Here is a 15,782-nt window from a genome sequence, read left to right on the forward strand (position 1 = left end):
TCGGTAATTATTGTTTTTGTGATGCAGGCAGTTTATGTAAAATTAGTACTTCACCAGCTAAATCAGGAACGACACTGGAATTTTACATATATTAAGTATCTGCGGGTATTACTTTTACGCGATTCAATTCAGAATATTTTGGGCACCAGGCCCCGTTCCGTCTGGAAAACAACAAACATCGGTCTGTTATGAAACCATATAAAACTTTGGATGACTTTGTCGGCAATACGCCACTGGTCGCTTTGCAGCGCATGAACCCTAATCCGAGCAATACCATCCTGCTCAAACTGGAAGGTAACAATCCAGCTGGTTCAGTCAAGGATAGGCCTGCCTACAGCATGATTTTGCGCGCCGAACAGCGTGGTCAGATCAAACCGGGAGATACCCTGATTGAAGCCACCAGCGGCAATACGGGGATTGCGTTAGCCATGGTGGCCGCCATGCGCGGTTATAAAATGGTGTTGGTGATGCCAGAGAACCAGTCCATCGAACGCAGGCAAAGCATGAAGGCCTATGGTGCCGAGCTGGTGTTAACCCCTAAAGACGGCAGTATGGAGCTGGCGCGTGATGTAGCGATGAAGTTACAGGCCGAGGGGGAAGGCATCGTACTCGACCAGTTTGGCAATTCAGATAATCCGCTGGCCCATTATGAAGGCACCGGCCCTGAAATCTGGCGCGATACAGCGGGTAAAGTCACGCATTTTGTGTCCAGCATGGGTACAACGGGGACCATTATGGGGACTTCGCGCTACCTCAAGGAACAAAATCCGGATATCCAGATCATCGGTGTGCAACCTGAAGAAGGGGCGCAAATCCCGGGTATCCGCAAATGGCCGGAAGAATATATGCCCTCCATTTTTGATGCCAAGCGTATTGATGAGCTACGTTATGTGAGCCAGAAGCATGCGGAAGACACCACACGCAAGCTGGCTAACACAGAAGGTATTTTTGCCGGTATTTCCAGTGGCGGCGCTTTATACACGGCCTTGCAGCTGTCTAAAGAAGTCAATAATGCCGTGATTGTCACCATCGTCTGCGACCGTGGTGACCGCTACTTGTCTACCGGAGTGTTTCCAGGCTGATGCGCATCTGCGGGCTGATGCTGTTGCTCTGGTCAGCGCATCTGTGCGCCATGACCGAGATCAGCCTCAGCGCGGACAGTATTTCCAGCGACCTGTTCCAGCTCGATAAACCGCATGCGGTGGTCAATTTGCACGCCCAGCAGCAGGTGCAAGTGCATGCTGATCGTTTGCAACTTGGCGATGCACGCCTGGATAACCCTAATATCCGGCTGGATATGGGCGCGCGGCCAACGCTGCTGGTGACTTCTGACCAGTTGCACATGCAACCTTACCAGGTGCGCCAGCCGAGGATATTTCTTGATTTGCGGCCACAAACCCGCCAGCCTGTATTGTCTTTTTATGCCGAGGTCAAAGCCTTGCAGGACAACGTATGGGGCACCTTTCACCTCAATTGCCAGGTGCCTGCACAGGCAGCGAGTCAAACCTGGCGTTGCGAAGATGGCCTGTATCAAGATGTGCGTTCGCATGTGCCGTTCAATGTGCTGGTCACACCCACGTGGAAGGAACAGGGCAAAGCCGGCCCCGCAGCCAGAGGAGTCGACCTGGAGTTGGCGGTTCGCGAGGCCCGTTTTAGTGATGCTTCCGGCTTGCATGCAGGCGATAAATTGACCGGAAAAGTGAATCTGTCTGCGCACGAGCAAGCAGGCGGCTGGCGCTGGCAGGGCGTATTTCAATGGCAGCAGGGTGAGTTGTTCTGGCAGCCGTTTTATTTTGCCGATGGCAACAAACGGTTTGAGATTCGTGGCTTTTACCACCAACCCACGGTCGATATTGAACAGGCCACGCTGGAGTTGCAAGGGGTGGGTACCTTGCATAGCCAAAGCCGCATCAACCTCGTCAGCAAAGCATTTGAATTTTTAAAGGTCGATGCCAAAGACGTGGATTTTAACGGTGTCTACCAGGCGTTTATCCAGCCACTGATTCCACACTCGGCGTTTGGCCACTTGAATGTGTCCGGTAAGGCTGACTGGTCGTTTGAGGCCAAAGGCTTGCAGCCGCTCAAGTTCCACCTCAATATCACTGATGCCAGTGTAGAAGACCAGGCGGGTAAATTCGGCTTTAGCCACTTTAATGCCGATATTCCCTGGGATTATGATCACCCCAAGCAGATTGCCATGGGCTACCAGTCTGGCCATATTTTAAAGATCCCCCTGGGAGAAACCCGCTGGCAAGCTGAGGTCGACCGTTTTTCGATTACCGCACCACGGTTACAGTTGCCTATCCTGGATGGTGGCCTGGACTTTCAGGATGTTTCCGCGGCCTGGATCAATCAAAGCATGGTCTGGCATGTCAAAATGGACTTGCAGCCGATCAGTATGTCCAGTTTTAGTCAGGCGCTGGATTGGCCGCTTATGCGTGGCCAGATCGCTGGCACGATCCCGCTGGTGACTTACGCTAACCATGAGCTACGCATGATGGGCGATATGCAATTCAAACTGTTTAATGGCATGGTGGGCATGTCTGACCTGGATATTGATGACCCTTTGGGCGCGGTGCCCAAGTTACATGCCAATTTCACCATGCGTGAGATTGACCTAGGTGAAATCACGCGCACGTTTAATTTTGGCTCTATCAGTGGCAAACTCGAAGGCGACATCAAAGATTTGCGCCTGCAAAACTGGAAACCGGTGTCCATGGATGCGTTTGTGCGTACGGCCGACGGCCCGTTTGAGAAAAAAATCTCGCAACGTGCGGTAGAAAACATCACGGCGTTGGGCGGGGAGGGCACGGCGGCGGCTTTGCAACGTACCTTTTTGCGCTTTTTTAAAGAATTCGGCTATGAAAAAATCGGCTTGAGTTGTCAATTGCGCGGTGATATTTGCAAAATGGGCGGTGTTGAACCCTTGCCGGATGGCTTTGTGATCGTCAAAGGCAAGAGTGTGCCGTCGGTCAACGTCAATGGCTATACACAATATGTCAGCTGGAAAGACGTGTTGGGGCGCATGCAGCGCGTGACGGATAGCAATAGTAAAATCATTATCGATTAAACTTGCATCTATGATGAAGCACAAAACGGTTGTCAGAAAGGAAGCAGATTGAACCTGACTTTAATGAAACAGGGCTGGATGCGTACGGGGTTATTGGTACTGTCGGCCACGGGCTTGAGCGCTTGTGTCACCATTAATATCTACTTTCCGGCCGCCGCTGCAGAAAAAGCAGCGGACAAAGTCATAGACGAAATCTGGCAGGTGCCTGCCGGACAATCCCCGGCGTCGAGCCGGCATTCTGCGCCGACTGCCACCCCGGTGACCCCGTCTGCAACACCGGTAACGCCGACCGTGAATCCGGAGTCAGTCCCATGATGATATTGCTACATAATTGTTCACGTCTGTTGCAACTATTTCTGCACCAGGGTTATCAGACTTTGAAGATCGGTGCGGTTTTTGGCTGCTTGGCGATGTTTTTTGCGACGTTGCCAGCCTATGCTGCGGCCGACCTGGATGTGAATACCCCCGCGGTTGCGGCAGTCAAAGCTAGTATGCAGAGCCGTCATCTACAGTTACTGCCGCACTACCAGTCTGGCGCAGTGGGTTTGACCGCAGACGGTTTTGTTGCGGTAAAAGAGGCCGGTTTGGTGCCATTGTCCCAACGTAGTGCGTTGACCGCACTGGTCAAAGATGAAAACGCTGACCGCGCCAGGTTATATCAGGGCATGGCTGCCGCAAATGGTCACCCTGAATGGGAAGGCGAGATACAGCGTACATTTGCCCAGCGCTGGGTGGATAAAGCGCAAGCTGGCTGGTTTGTGCAGCGCGATGGACAGTGGGTACGTAAATAGGCTGGTAAAACAACAGCTTGGCTGATATTGGGAGTGTTGAGTCCTGGAGTGGCTTGCCTGATGCACAGCGATTGTCTGCTATGGCAATTCGATAAACAACGCAGTAAAAGCATCGGCTTTCAGTTTCAGGCATGGTCATTGCATACAATCTAAGTGCATGTTCCGATGAAAGGAGTCCGTTGTGGCAACTAATCTTTTCGTTCTCCCTCGCTTGGGTGAAAGTATTCATCAGCAGGATTTGGGGATTTATTACATCCTTAATCACCATACTGGCCGTGTACGTTCCTTGATACAGCTGGTGCGTGAAAATGTGCATTGGTATCTGATGCAATTGCAGCCGATTGCCGATGGCCTGGATTACCGCTGGTCAGTGATGTCACGCGCTGAGGACTGCGCACTTAAATCTGCGACCGATAAGCAAATCGCTCATTATTTTTCCAAAGCTGAATATGCAGAGCCCTATGGTGCCTGGCAAGTCATGCGTAATGCCGACTTCGGGTTTGCCAAGTTCACGCCGATGGAGGAGCCGCATGATGTCAGTTATGCGATTCTGACGTTTGATGGTGAAGAAATGCAAACGCCTATTCGCTTGCATAAGGCGCCTGCGGAGTGGCTGGAAGAAGATTCCGAAACCGATATCCTGCAGTTGGAGTTTGCCTAAACTATCGCCTGCAGCAACTACCACACGCTGGTGGTAGCTGCTTTCGAGAGGTCTGCCGTATTACGCGGTGGTGCTGACCACATTGCCCGTCGGGCCGCGGTGTTGCATGCTGCTTGATAACGCTTGCAGGAAACCACTCAGGCTGGCATTGTCGCTGCTTCCGCCCAGTGCGCTCACGAGTGACTGAAAGCTGCTTTGCAGGTCGCTGGAGGCGCCATCTGAACTAGTATCCGTGCTTGTGCTGTCGGCCGTGCTGTCACTGCTCAAAGAAGCAATCAGGCTTTGCAATTTTGATTCCATGCCATGATCACCATAAGGCGGTGGCGGAGGCATTCCTTGTGCCGCACTCGTCGCTTCTGTTTCACTTTCGCTATTCTCTGTGCTGCTGGTGTCGGCTGTGCCTTGTGACTGCAAGGCACTGATCAGGTTTTGTAAAAAGCTATTCAACGCACTGGCGGCATCGGTTGTGCTATCGCTGCTGGTAGACGTGTCCGCACTGTCTGCGCTGGTGCTCGTACTTGTACTGCTGGTGCCGGACTGCCCGAAAATAGACTCCAGGCCACCTTCAATGCCCGCACTTTTTAATGCCGAGTCAATAGCGCCCAGTAAGCCACCACCATCTTTACCCTGACCTTCGCCATCCGGTGGTGGCGGTGGAGGTTGCATGCCGTTGCGTTGACCCACCTGCGAAAACGATTGAATACTGCTGCTACTGCCTAATGAACTGATAGATGTCATGATGAGAGCTCCGTTAATTTTAATCCGTAAGTGTTTAAGGTTCAGGGCTGATGTGATTGCTCGCAATCCATCGTGTTGACTGAACAGTGCCAGATTAAAGCGGAGTGTTATTTTTTGATTGCTTGAAAAAACACAAAAAGTCTTTATAAATCATATATTTAAATGTATCAATTGATACAAATGGCGACGAATTGTATCAATTGATACATTTGATGGGGTTTGTATACACACGATGCGTGAAAAACAAGGTTTTCTGGTGTAAGCAAGGGTGCTGTGCTATTTTAAAAAGCAATTTTTTTACGGATGCACACATGCTAAGTTTGGTGTTTGATATTGAAACTATCCCCGATGTGGATGGAATACGTCAGTTACATGACCTGCCAGCCAGTTTGAGCGATGCGGATGTGGCGAATATTGCTTTTCACCAACGTCGTCAGCAGAATGGGACTGATTTCCTGCCACATCATTTGCAGCGTGTATGTGCGATTTCTTGCGCTTTGCGCGAGGGCAGCCAGTTTCGCGTATGGACGCTAGGCGATGAGCAGTCGAGTGAGGCGGAAATTATCCAGCGCTTTTTCGATGGCATAGAAAAATACACGCCTAACCTGGTGAGCTGGAATGGCGGTGGCTTTGACTTGCCTGTGCTGCATTACCGCGCCATGGTGCACGGCATCGCCGCGCCACGTTATTGGGATCTGGGTGAGGATGACAAAGATTTCAAATGGAATAACTATATTAGTCGCTACCACATGAGGCATCTGGATTTAATGGATGTGTTAGCTATGTATAGCGGCCGCGCCAATGCGCCGCTGGATCAAATGGCGCAGTTATGCGGCTTCCCCGGTAAATTGGGCATGGATGGCAGCAAGGTGTGGCAGGCTTATTTGAACGGAGAGGTGAAAGCGATACGTGATTATTGCGAAACGGACGTCGCCAACACGCACCTTGTTTATTTGCGCTTTCTCAAAATGCGCGGTCACTTGAATGAGGCCAACTATGCCGCAGAAATCCAGTTGGTACGCGAGACCTTATCCGGTTACGGCGGTGAGCACTGGCAACAGTTTATGGCTGCCTGGGCTTGAGGTTAAACGCCTGGTTTGGCGATATCTAACATCTTATATTACCGTCGATAAACCCTTGATGGCGTTTATCGACGGTTAAGGGTTTTAAGGCGTCTCAGTGGCAGGCACTTCTGGTGCTGCAGCATCTTCTACTGTGGGTTCTACAGTATCTTCATCAATCTTGTTTTTCCAGTTCAGGATCACGCGTTGGTGCTTTTTAGCGTCATGCGTAAAGCGATAACGTTGCTCGCTGCCAAGATAACTGGCAATGGCCTGGTATTTGCCGCTAGGCAGGTTTAGTAACAACCTGGGCGCAGCGTGCTCCAGCGTAAATACCGTCTGGTTTTTGCTATCGACGATGCTGATGTTAATGTCATCAATCACGCGGCCGACTTTACCTTCTGAAAACAGGAAATACAGATTGAATTGCTTTTTAAAGGACTCCATGGCGTCGACTTCTTCTGAGCCTATGCCACCAGTGACATAGTCCACGCCGTGGGCCTCTTGCTGAATGGCCACTTCGTCAGCGAAGCAGAAGGACGATGAAAAAAGTGCTACCACCAGTGTCGTGGTTAAGCGCCATTGTTTAAGCATCACAGACTCCTTATTTTGATTGGTTTGCTGGGTGATTGTATGCTCAATTCAGGTAAAATAACAGGTTATGAGAAATAACCGTCAAAGATCGTCTAACCTGTCGTCTGCCGCCAGGGCCGCGCAGATTCCCCGCATTGCCACCATTGAATCCCTCGACCAGGAAGGTCGCGGGGTCACCCACGTCGACGGCAAAGTCATTTTCATCGAAGGTGCATTGCCGTTTGAAGAGGTGAAGTTTGTCTCGCATCATGTCAAGGCGACCTATGAGTTGGCGACGACGGTCGAGGTGTTGAAACAGTCCAGCCAGCGTGTGACGCCAGGTTGTGCCTATTTTGGCACTTGTGGTGGTTGCGCCATGCAGCATCTGGAGTTTTCCGCGCAAGTGGCGGCCAAACAGCGCATGCTGGAGGCTGATTTATGGCATATCGGCCGTGTGCGTGCCGAGAAAATCCTGCCGCCGATTCAGGGCACGCCATGGCATTATCGTCACAAGGCTCGCTTGCGGGTGCGTTATGTGGAGAAAAAGGGCGGCGTGCTGGTTGGCTTTAATGAAAAAGGCACCAGTTATGTGACTTTTATGGATAGCTGTGAAGTGCTGACACAGCCAGTGTCCGACCTGATTGTGCCGTTGAAAGCACTGATCGGCCAGTTGTCTATCAAGCAGTCCGTCCCGCAGATTGAGTTGGCCGTTGGTGAAGATGCGACTGTATTGGTGTTCCGCATTATGGAAGCACTGACCGATGCGGATATCGCCTTGCTGCAAACCTTTGAAGAAACGCACAGTGTCCAGGTGTGGACGCAAAGCAAAGGCCCAGATACGGTGAAGCCCTTGTTCGCACATGATGGCATGTTGCATTACAGCCTGCCCGAATTTAACTTGCAATACCCGTTTAGCCCGATTGAGTTTACCCAGGTCAACCCGGCGATTAACCGCGTCATGATACGCCGTGCCATGCAGTTGTTGCAGCCGCAAGCCGGTGAGCGCATTGCTGACTTTTTCTGCGGCTTGGGCAACTTTACGCTGCCGATTGCACGCAGCGGGGCCAGCGTTTATGGCGTGGAAGGGTCGCAAGCGTTGGTGAAGCGCGCCGTGGAAAATGCACAGCTCAATGGTGTCAGCAATGTTGAATTTGCTGAATCTGATTTGTTCGATATGACGCCGGAGTCATTGCAGTCGCTGGGCGCGTTTGACAAGTGGCTGGTGGATCCGCCGCGTGATGGTGCGATTGAGTTGATCAAGTCCCTGCCAGATGCAGAAGATGCCAACGCTGGCCATGCGCCATCACGTATTGTCTACGTCTCCTGTAACCCGGCGACGCTGGCGCGTGATGCGGCAATCCTGACGCAGTCCAAAGGCTATCGTTTGCAAGCGGCTGGCGTGATGAACATGTTCCCGCATACGGCGCATGTTGAATCTATCGCGATTTTTGAGAAGATTTAAGGTGATGGGCAGCATGTTAGGCCGGTTATTGCCGGGAGTGCTGCTAGCGTGGGCGTTGACTGGTTGCCAGCCGTCGAACGAGCCGCGTTCGTTGGTGTTTGCTGTGGCGCAGGCGCCGGTGAATTTGGATCCGCGTTATGCGACGGATGCGGCTTCCGAGCGTATCAATCGCTTGCTTTACCAGCGCCTGGTGGAGTTTGATAGCCGCTCGCGCGAAGTGCCTGGGCTGGCGACCTGGCAGATGCGCGATGCGACGCATTACCGCTTTCAGTTGTACCAGCCTGCCACATTCCACGATGGCCAGCCGCTGACGGCTGCGGATGTGAAAGCGACTTACGATAGCCTGTTGCAACTCAAGGACTCACCGCACACGGCGGAATTCAAGCATATCCAGCAGATTACAACGCTGGATGCCAACACCATCGATTTTGAACTCAGCCGCCCGGATCCGCACTTTGCTGCGCGTTTGATGGTTGGTATTTTGCCCGCACGGCTGATTGCGGCCGGACATGACTTTGGCCATGCGCCGGTAGGGAGCGGGCCATTTAAACTGGATCGTTGGCAATCGGTATTGCAGTTGCAGCGCTTAAGTGATGGCCTTAAAGTGCGTTTTGACGAAGTGAAAGACCCCAATGTGCGGGTGCTCAAACTCAAACGCGGCGAGGCTGATTTGATTCAGGGCGACTTGCCGCCAGAGCTGGTCAAATATCTGCAGAAACAACCTAATGTCACGGTGAAAACTGGGGTAGGTGCTAATTACTCTTATCTTGGTTTGAATGTGCAGGCCGATTTTCTGCGTGATGTGCGGGTCAGGCGCGCGATTGCCTATGCGATTGATACCCAGGCGATTATTGATAAAGTCATGGTCAGCCATAGCCGCCAGGCCAGTGCGCTGTTGCCGCCTGAGCATTATGCTGGCAATGCGGCTTTGCAGCCGTACCCTTATCAACCGGCACTGGCCAGGCAATTATTGCAATCTGCAGGCATTAAGTTGCCACTGACGCTGACTTATAAAACCAGCACCGATCCGCAGCGCGTGCGGCTAGCGACGATTTTGCAAGCGCAAATGCAGGAGGCGGGCATCGACCTGCAAATCAAGAGCCTGGATTGGGGCACCTTTTTTGCCGATGTGCAAAAAGGTAATTTTCAGTTGTATGGCCTGACCTGGGTTGGCATTAAAACACCGGAGATTTACAGCCAGGTATTTGCTTCTCACAGTTTGCCGCCACAAGGGTTTAACCGTGGCCGCTATCAGGATGGCATGCTGGATCAACTGTTGGAAAAAGAGGATTGGCCAGCGGTGACGCAGCGCATTCATAGCCAATTGCCAGTGATCCCGCTATGGTATGAGGGGCAGTTTGTTGCTTACCGCGATACTATTGCGGCTTATCAGCCGATGGCAGATGGCAATCTGGATGGTCTGTCACAAGTGGTTTTTAAGCCGATCAAAGAATAATGTTCACCCTCACGGGTTGACGCCAAACCAGTGACCGATCAGTGTCGTGGCTGCCATGGCGAGTGCGCCCCAAACGACGACACGACTGACACTTTTCACGATGCTGGCGCCACCAGTGCGCGCAGCCACGATTCCCAATAAGGCTAGAAATGGCAGGGTGCTCACGGTTAACCAGGATTGTGCTTGTGCATGCGGTGCCAGCCAGGCCGTGATCAGTGGCAAGATGGCACCACTGGCAAAGGCCAGCGCTGAGGCCAGCGCAGCCTGTAGTGGTTGCGCCTGGTTGATATCGTGCAAGCCCAGCTCATCACGTGCATGCGCAGACAAAGAATCATGTTGTGATAGCGCTTGCGCCACTTGCTGGGCCAACTCAGGCGATAAGCCTCGCTGGATATAAATACCAGTCAGCTCACGCAGTTCGCTTTCCGGATTTTCCTTTAACTCTTCGGCTTCACGTGCGAGGTCTGCCTGCTCGATATCCGTTTGTGAACTCACTGACACATATTCACCTGCGGCCATGGATAGCGCGCCAGCCACCAGCCCAGCGACGCCAGTCGTCAGCAAGGCCTGGTGGCTGGCCCCTGCGGCAGCCACGCCCATCAGCAGGCTGGCGGTAGAAATAATGCCATCGTTAGCCCCTAACACGGCCGCGCGCAACCAGCCGCTGCGTTGTAAAAAATGTAATTCGTGATGTGCCATGCGATTGCCCTGAGTCTAAAGATGAATAAAATAACTAAGCGAGTGAATCGGATTTTAATAGAATTTTTATTGCCAGAGACCGTGTTGCATCAAATCTCCGTCTATCACGGGCAAATCGCTTAGAATAATGGTTATGCATATTGAGATTTCTATTCCGGCGCAAACGCTGACACTGTTTGACGACAATGGTGGGCAAGTCACGCGCTACGCCGTCTCGACGGCAGCCAATGGCGTAGGTTGCGTCAAAAACAGTGGTTGTACACCACTGGGCGCACATATTATTCGTGCCAAAATCGGTGGCGGGGCGGCTGAAAATACAGTGTTTGTCGGCAGGCGCGCTACCGGTGAAATATTTACGCCAGATTTAAAGTTGCAGTTCCCTGACCGCGACTGGATTTTAACCCGCATTCTTTGGCTGAGCGGTACTGAGCCCGGCAAAAACCGCCTGGGTAATGTTGATACCATGCAACGCTATATCTATATCCACGGCACGCCAGACGCGACCCAGTTGGGCGTCCCTGGTTCGCATGGCTGCGTGCGCATGCGCAATGCGGACCTGATCGAGTTGTTCGAGCAGGTGCCCGTCGGTACCACCGTTAACATTTGCGAGGCGGATGATTAAGCGCTTTGCCACACTATTGCCCGTGGTCTTCGGGGTGCTATGCCTGACCTTCGCCTTGTTGCATCTAGTGCCGGGCGACCCGGTCGATGTCATGCTGGGCGAGTCTGCCAGCGCGGCTGACCGCACTGCACTGAAAGCACAACTGGGGCTGGATCAACCTGTGCTGGTGCAATTCGGCCAGTATGTGATGCATCTGCTGCATGGCGATTTTGGCGCCTCTATCCATACCCAAACCCCAATCTCGCAACTGTTATGGCAGGCTTACCCGGCCACGTTATTACTGGCCGTGGTTGCATTAGCGATAGGGCTGTCTATCGGTATTCCATTGGGCATCTGGTCTGCGCTTAAAGCCGGGCACTGGCAAGATGTGATGATCACCATGTTGAGCATCCGCCTGGCCGCCATGCCCGCGTTCTGGCTGGGCCCGGTGCTGATGCTGGTATTCGCAGTGTGGCTGGGTTGGCTGCCGGTGAGTGGCATGGCGAACGCTACCAGCATCGTGTTGCCAGCGATGACACTGGGGCTGGGCTTAAGCGCCATTTTGACGCGCATGACCCGTACCAGCCTGCTCGAGGTGCTGAATGAAGACTACATCCGTACCGCCCGCGCCAAAGGCCTCAGCGAACGGCAAGTGTTGCTCAAACACGCCTTACGAGCGGCTTTATTACCGCTAGTGACCATTGTTGGTTTGCAAATGGGCAGTTTGCTGGCAGGCGCTGTGATTACTGAAACCATTTTCAGTTGGAACGGTATCGGCCGTTTGCTGGTAGACAGCATAGAAAAGCGCGATTACCCGGTGACGCAGGCCTGTGTGCTGGTGGTGGCGTTGAGCTATGTACTGATTAACCAGGCGACAGACGTGGTGTATCGCTGGCTGGATCCGCGCACGCGGGGCACGCAATGAAAACTTTTGCGTTGCTCACCCTGGGGTTTTGGCTGCTGGTCGTGATGCTGGGCCATGCGATTGGCTTGAATCCCAACCAGATTGACCTCAATGCCATTCTGCAATGGCCTAGCCTGCAACACTGGCTGGGCACTGATGATCTGGGGCGCGATATTCTGGCGCGCGTGATTCGCGGGGTGGAGGTTTCCTTCCTGGTCACAGTGGTAGTGACAGCCGTGACCATGACCATAGGCCTGAGCATAGGCCTGGTGGCCGGGTATAAAGGCGGCAGGCTGGATCATGCGCTGATGCAAGTCACCAATATTTTTCTGGCATTCCCCGGTATGTTGCTCGCGATTGCATTTGCAGCCGTGCTGGGAGCAGGAATCAACAACCTGATTCTTGCATTATGCCTGACTGGTTGGGTCACTTATGCCAGGTTGTCGCGTGGTCAGGCACTGGCGTTACGGCAACGCCTGCATGTGCTGGCCGCCGAGTCCCTGGGGGCGAGTAGCATGCGCGTAATGTTGCTGCATATCTTGCCATTGCTGATTTCCATTTTGCTGGTAGAAGCAGCTTATAGCATGGCCAGTGTGATGATTGCCGAAGCGTCATTGTCGTTTCTCGGCCTGGGCATACAGGCGCCCGATGCCTCGTGGGGCGCCATGTTGCGTGACGCTGTGCGCTTTATGCTGGTGGCACCACATTATGTGCTCACTGTCGGCGTATGCATGATGAGTTTGATCCTCGCCATTAACCTGGGTGGTGACGTGCTGCGTGACAAACTGGATGTACGTAGCGAGGCAAGAGGATGATAAAAAGGCGCGCATGAAAAAACAGTATCGGTATTACGACCTGATCATGGCAGCTTTTGCCGTGGTGCTGGTCTGTTCCAACATTATTGGTCCCGGCAAAATTACCGAGATACATGTGCCGTTACTGGGTGCACTGACCTTTGGCGCCGGTATCATGTTTTTCCCCATCAGCTTTATTTTTGGCGACATCCTGACCGAGGTCTATGGCTACGCTGCCTCACGCCGCGTGATCTGGACTGGCTTTATCTGCCTGGCTTTTGCCAGCCTCATGGCCTGGGTCATCGTCGCACTGCCGCCAGCGCCAGAGTGGCATGATCAGGCCGCTTATCAGTCCGTGTTTGGTTCCACGGCGCGCATTGCCATAGCCTCATTGGTGTCCTTTGCGGCAGGCGAGTTTGTCAATTCGTTCGTGTTGGCCAAAATGAAAATCCTCACCCGGGGTCGCTGGTTGTGGAGCCGCACCATAGGGTCGACCATTTTCGGCGAAGCGGTTGATACCGTCCTGTTTTTCCCACTGGCTTTTTATGGCTCAGGCGAATTCCCGGATGCCATGATGCCGCAAATCGTGCTGGCGCAATTTACCGCCAAATTATTGGTAGAGGTCGCCTTCACGCCCGTGACCTACAAAATAGTCGCTTTTCTCAAACGCGCTGAGAATGAAGATTATTACGATATATACACCGACTTTAGCCCGTTTAAGCTTTAAACTGGCCACATTTAACAATCTCTCATTATCGGAACCCCATTGAACCTGATTAACTGGTACGAACAAAAAAAGACGCAAGCCGCTGACTGGCAATCTGAAGCAGGTAACCCACCGCCGAAAGCGGTGGTGATTGCGGATGATACGACCAAAGCGGATGAGGCGTACCGCCTGGCTTGCGAGGGCACGGCTTTGCTCTATCGCGGCGACTTTCAAAATGCCAAACAATTGTTGCAGGCCATTACGCGCCGCGTCGACCGCAAACCGGTTAAACCTGCAGCGACCATGCTCGAAGCTTTTCATCAGCATCGCGCGCGCCAGATTGGCCGTGCCAATATCACAAATAAAGTATTGATTGAACTCAAGCACGGCGATTGCGATTTGCCTCGCGCCCCTGATGTGAAAGCTGCGGTGCAAGGCGCGTTGATTGTGGACGAAAAAACCGACAAACTGCCCGCAAGGCTGGTGCTTTCATTGCGTGAGTTGCTGGGCATGGTGGGTGCGCATGAATGGCGTAAAAAAGGCGTGCAGGTTCATGCGCTCAATGCCAGTATCCACGCTTATTACGGGGTGTATTCTCCTGTGCGTGGTGAGTATCTTGATCTCATAGATCAGGCCCCTCTTAACAGCCCGCAAATTGCCTGGGATATCGGTACTGGTACGGGGGTGATTGCGGCCATTTTGGTGGCACGCGGCGTGAAACAGGTGCTTGCCACAGACAATAATCCACGCGCATTAGCGTGTGCTGCAGAGAATGTGCAACGCTTGAATATGCAAACCAATATTCAGGTCCTGCCAGCCGATTTGTTCCCGGAAGGGCAAGCTGACCTGATCGTCTGTAACCCCCCCTGGTTGCCCGCGAAGGCCAATGCGCCGATTGAGCATGCAGTGTATGACCCGGATAGTCGTATGCTGAAAGGGTTTTTAAGTGGTTTGAAAACACATTTAACTCCCAATGGCGAGGCATGGCTGGTGATGTCGGATTTAGCCGAGCATATTGGCTTGCGTCGGCCTGAGGCATTGACCACTTGGATTGATGAGGCGGGTTTGCAGGTTGTTGAAAAGCTGGATATCGCGCCTAAACATGCCAAGGCCAGTGATCAGTCCGACCCTTTGTATGAGGCACGTGCCAAAGAAATCACCAGTCTTTATCGATTAAAATGTGCTTGAAATTTGAACAATAGGAATATGTTATGTCTTTAGGTCCCGTCATGCTGGATGTGGTTGGCAAAGAGCTCACTGCTGATGACATCCGCCGTTTGCAACATCCGCTGGTCGGCGGGGTGATTTTGTTTGCGCGCAATTTTGAGAGCTGCGAGCAGCTTAAAGCACTCACCGCCAGTATTCATGCCGTGCGTCAGCCGCCATTGCTGATTGCGGTGGATCATGAAGGTGGTCGCGTGCAACGCTTCAGGGAGGGTTTTACCAAGATTCCACCCATGCGTGAGTTTGGGCATATCTGGGATAAAAATCCACGCAAGGCCAAAGAGTTGGCGGTAGAGGCAGGCTATGTGCTGGGCGCTGAGTTGCGTGCGCATGGTGTGGATTTCAGTTTTACGCCGGTGCTGGACATGGATTATGGCGATAGCCTGGTGATTGGTGATCGCGCGTTTCATAAAGACCCGCAAGCCATTAATGAGCTGGCCTTTAGCTTGATGCAAGGCCTGAAAAAAGCTGGGATGGCTGCGGTGGGTAAGCATTTTCCCGGTCACGGCTTTGTGGTGGCGGATTCGCATGTGAGTATCCCGGTGGATGAGCGCGAGTTTGACCAGATTGCGCAAAACGACATGCAGCCCTTTGTGCGCATGATAGACGAGGGTTTGCACGCAGTGATGCCTGCGCATGTGATCTACCCTAAAGTCGACGAGAAGCCTGCCGGGTTCTCGCCACGCTGGTTGCAGAAAGTATTGCGCGAGCGCTTGGGTTTTAATGGCGTGATTTTCAGCGATGACCTGAGCATGGAAGGCGCAACTGTCGCAGGTGACGTGACTGCGCGTACCTTGGCGGCATTGAATGCTGGGTGCGATATGGTCCTATTATGCAATCGCCCCGACTTGGCCGATGAATTGTTGGTGAACCTGGACTGGAAAATCTCGGCACAAAGTATCGCGCGCCTGGCGCGCATGCATGGCGGACACCATCCACATGATATGGTTGGCTTGCGTGAGTCCGCCTATTACGTAGATGCGGTCAAGCGTGTGGCTATGGTCGGTCAAAAAGAGTCAGATTTGTTTGCCTGAGTGTGATG

Annotated in this window: 17 protein-coding genes; 14 read left to right on the top strand and 3 right to left on the bottom strand. The window is 52.8% G+C overall.

The annotated features are described in order from the left end of the window. The first annotated feature begins 188 nt into the window (after positions 1 to 188). The 5 genes from cysM to INP79_RS04875 all read left to right on the top strand — a co-directional run bounded on the left by cysM (position 189) and on the right by INP79_RS04875 (position 4,522). Positions 189 to 1,082 carry a cysteine synthase CysM gene (cysM, locus tag INP79_RS04855; RefSeq protein WP_194753149.1) on the top strand — a complete coding sequence of 298 codons (894 nt, stop codon included), beginning with the start codon at positions 189 to 191 and terminating at the stop codon, positions 1,080 to 1,082. Beyond that, on the top strand, positions 1,082 to 3,070 hold the full coding sequence (locus INP79_RS04860) for a hypothetical protein (protein ID WP_194753150.1): 1,989 nt from the start codon (positions 1,082 to 1,084) through the stop codon (positions 3,068 to 3,070). Before cysM ends, INP79_RS04860 begins: the two co-directional genes overlap by 1 nt. Positions 3,071 to 3,118: 48 nt before the next feature. Continuing rightward, complete coding sequence (locus tag INP79_RS04865; RefSeq protein WP_370583228.1) at positions 3,119 to 3,385, top strand: hypothetical protein; 267 nt, start codon at positions 3,119 to 3,121, stop codon at positions 3,383 to 3,385. Beyond that, a complete protein-coding gene (locus tag INP79_RS04870) occupies positions 3,382 to 3,861 on the top strand; it encodes a YdbL family protein (protein ID WP_194753151.1) in 480 nt (159 codons plus the stop codon). Before INP79_RS04865 ends, INP79_RS04870 begins: the two co-directional genes overlap by 4 nt. 181 nt (positions 3,862 to 4,042) lie before the next feature. Further along, a complete protein-coding gene (locus INP79_RS04875; protein WP_194740818.1) occupies positions 4,043 to 4,522 on the top strand; it encodes a hypothetical protein in 480 nt (159 codons plus the stop codon). Positions 4,523 to 4,582: 60 nt separating this feature from the next. On the opposite strand, the gene INP79_RS04880 is transcribed toward INP79_RS04875, so the two are convergent. Next, positions 4,583 to 5,260, bottom strand: a complete 678-nt coding sequence (locus tag INP79_RS04880) for a hypothetical protein (protein ID WP_194753152.1) — start codon at positions 5,258 to 5,260, stop codon at positions 4,583 to 4,585. A 311-nt stretch (positions 5,261 to 5,571) separates the two neighbouring features. Here INP79_RS04880 and INP79_RS04885 point away from each other — a divergent pair, with 311 nt between their 5' ends. Beyond that, on the top strand, positions 5,572 to 6,342 hold the full coding sequence (locus INP79_RS04885) for a 3'-5' exonuclease (RefSeq protein ID WP_194753153.1): 771 nt from the start codon (positions 5,572 to 5,574) through the stop codon (positions 6,340 to 6,342). A gap of 84 nt (positions 6,343 to 6,426) precedes the next feature. Here the strand turns inward: INP79_RS04885 and INP79_RS04890 are convergent, their stop codons facing one another. Beyond that, entirely contained in the window at positions 6,427 to 6,915 is a 489-nt protein-coding gene (locus tag INP79_RS04890) for a hypothetical protein (RefSeq protein ID WP_194753154.1), read from the bottom strand. Between the two features lie 67 nt (positions 6,916 to 6,982). On the opposite strand from INP79_RS04890, the gene rlmD reads away from it, so the two are divergent. Both rlmD and INP79_RS04900 read left to right on the top strand, forming a co-directional pair. Beyond that, the gene (gene rlmD, locus INP79_RS04895; protein WP_194753155.1) at positions 6,983 to 8,356 is read left to right on the top strand and encodes a 23S rRNA (uracil(1939)-C(5))-methyltransferase RlmD; all 1,374 of its coding nucleotides are present in this window, start codon (positions 6,983 to 6,985) and stop codon (positions 8,354 to 8,356) included. A gap of 13 nt (positions 8,357 to 8,369) precedes the next feature. Then, entirely contained in the window at positions 8,370 to 9,812 is a 1,443-nt protein-coding gene (locus tag INP79_RS04900) for an ABC transporter substrate-binding protein (RefSeq protein ID WP_194753156.1), read from the top strand. 9 nt (positions 9,813 to 9,821) lie between these two features. Here INP79_RS04900 and INP79_RS04905 read toward each other — a convergent pair whose 3' ends face one another. Continuing rightward, positions 9,822 to 10,511, bottom strand: coding sequence for a VIT family protein (locus tag INP79_RS04905; protein WP_194753157.1), 690 nt, complete (start codon positions 10,509 to 10,511; stop codon positions 9,822 to 9,824). Between the two features lie 133 nt (positions 10,512 to 10,644). On the opposite strand from INP79_RS04905, the gene INP79_RS04910 reads away from it, so the two are divergent. Genes INP79_RS04910 through nagZ form a run of 6 tightly spaced genes read left to right on the top strand, consistent with a single transcriptional unit; the run spans position 10,645 to position 15,774 of the window. Then, positions 10,645 to 11,133: a L,D-transpeptidase gene (locus tag INP79_RS04910; RefSeq protein ID WP_194753158.1), complete on the top strand. Its 489-nt coding sequence runs from the start codon at positions 10,645 to 10,647 to the stop codon at positions 11,131 to 11,133. Beyond that, positions 11,126 to 12,037 (top strand): nickel ABC transporter permease, encoded by a 912-nt coding sequence (gene nikB, locus INP79_RS04915; protein WP_194753159.1) that lies wholly within the window; start codon positions 11,126 to 11,128, stop codon positions 12,035 to 12,037. Before INP79_RS04910 ends, nikB begins: the two co-directional genes overlap by 8 nt. Beyond that, positions 12,034 to 12,831 carry an ABC transporter permease gene (locus tag INP79_RS04920; RefSeq protein WP_194753160.1) on the top strand — a complete coding sequence of 266 codons (798 nt, stop codon included), beginning with the start codon at positions 12,034 to 12,036 and terminating at the stop codon, positions 12,829 to 12,831. The genes nikB and INP79_RS04920 overlap by 4 nt, the downstream gene beginning before the upstream one ends. A 13-nt stretch (positions 12,832 to 12,844) precedes the next feature. Continuing rightward, a complete protein-coding gene (locus INP79_RS04925) occupies positions 12,845 to 13,537 on the top strand; it encodes a queuosine precursor transporter (RefSeq protein ID WP_194753161.1) in 693 nt (230 codons plus the stop codon). A 39-nt stretch (positions 13,538 to 13,576) separates the two neighbouring features. Beyond that, positions 13,577 to 14,704, top strand: a complete 1,128-nt coding sequence (locus INP79_RS04930; RefSeq protein ID WP_194753162.1) for a class I SAM-dependent methyltransferase — start codon at positions 13,577 to 13,579, stop codon at positions 14,702 to 14,704. A gap of 23 nt (positions 14,705 to 14,727) precedes the next feature. Further along, the gene (gene nagZ, locus INP79_RS04935) at positions 14,728 to 15,774 is read left to right on the top strand and encodes a beta-N-acetylhexosaminidase (RefSeq protein ID WP_194753163.1); all 1,047 of its coding nucleotides are present in this window, start codon (positions 14,728 to 14,730) and stop codon (positions 15,772 to 15,774) included. Positions 15,775 to 15,782: the final 8 nt, after the last annotated feature.

This window comes from Methylophilus sp. QUAN (assembly GCF_015354445.1).
In the GTDB taxonomy this organism is placed as follows: Bacteria; Pseudomonadota; Gammaproteobacteria; order Burkholderiales; family Methylophilaceae; genus Methylophilus.